At 67.1% G+C, this 884-nt stretch carries 1 protein-coding gene; it reads left to right on the top strand.

Features of this window, described 5'->3' with window-relative positions; translation table 11 throughout:
- Positions 1 to 884 (top strand): methylenetetrahydrofolate reductase C-terminal domain-containing protein (locus WCE05_RS25845; RefSeq protein ID WP_368816817.1); only part of this gene is annotated, 884 nt, incomplete at both ends.

Raw genomic sequence — 884 nt, 5'->3', positions numbered from 1 at the left:
ACCCTCACCCAAGCCGCTACTGGCCTGCGTCATGGGCCTGACCCTGGGGCGCGCGCGGATCTTCGAGCAGGTGGCCGGCATCGTGGTCACCCCCTCCATGCGCGACCTGCTCGAAGCCGAGGCGGCCCTCTCCAAGGCCCATGCCCAGGTGCGCAGCCTCGAACGCCTGGCCTTGCAGATCATCGGCCTGCGCCTGATGGGGTACGCCGGGATTCACCTGTCCGGCATCCATGACGTCGAGCAATTGCTGACGCTGGAGCAGACGATCAACCGCTGGCAATCGCGCATTCATTCGCTGGAGCAATGGGCACCGGCGTGGGCGGCCTGCTGGCAGATGCCCGGGCTGCCTGCGGTGACCTTCCATCCGCCCGAGGCGAACTGGCGGCTGGGCGAATCCCACGTTACCGCCTCGCGCAAGGAAACAGCGCGTTATCACCTGCTGTCTGGCTTTCATTCGCTGCTGTTCAGCCGCAGTTCGTGGCTGAGCCAGGCGTTCGGCTGGGCCGTGCAGCGGCCGGTCTGGGCCACGCCTACCGGCGCCCGCGTGCTCCATCGCCTGGAGCGCAGCGTGAAAAGGCCGCTGGTGGGGTGCGACACCTGTGGGCGCTGTCGCCTGGAAGATACCCTTTACGTCTGCCCCGAGACCTGCCCGAAGGGCTTGGCGAATGGGCCCTGCGGCGGGACCTCGCTCAACCGCTGCGAGTTTGGGGACAGGGAATGCATACATAGCGTCAAGTACCGGATGGCCAAGGCTGTGGGGCAGACCGAAGTGCTGGTCGAGCGGCTGATTCCTTGCGTCGAGGAAAACAGCCGGCACCGGAGTTCCTGGCCGGGGTGGTTCGAGGCGCGGGGGTGTGCTTCTGCATCACCCTGTGGGGGCGGGG

It is taken from the genome of Pseudomonas sp. I2 (genome assembly GCF_040984075.1).
In the GTDB taxonomy this organism is placed as follows: Bacteria; Pseudomonadota; Gammaproteobacteria; order Pseudomonadales; family Pseudomonadaceae; genus Aquipseudomonas; species Aquipseudomonas guariconensis_B.
This window is presented reverse-complemented; position numbering and strand designations above follow the sequence as displayed.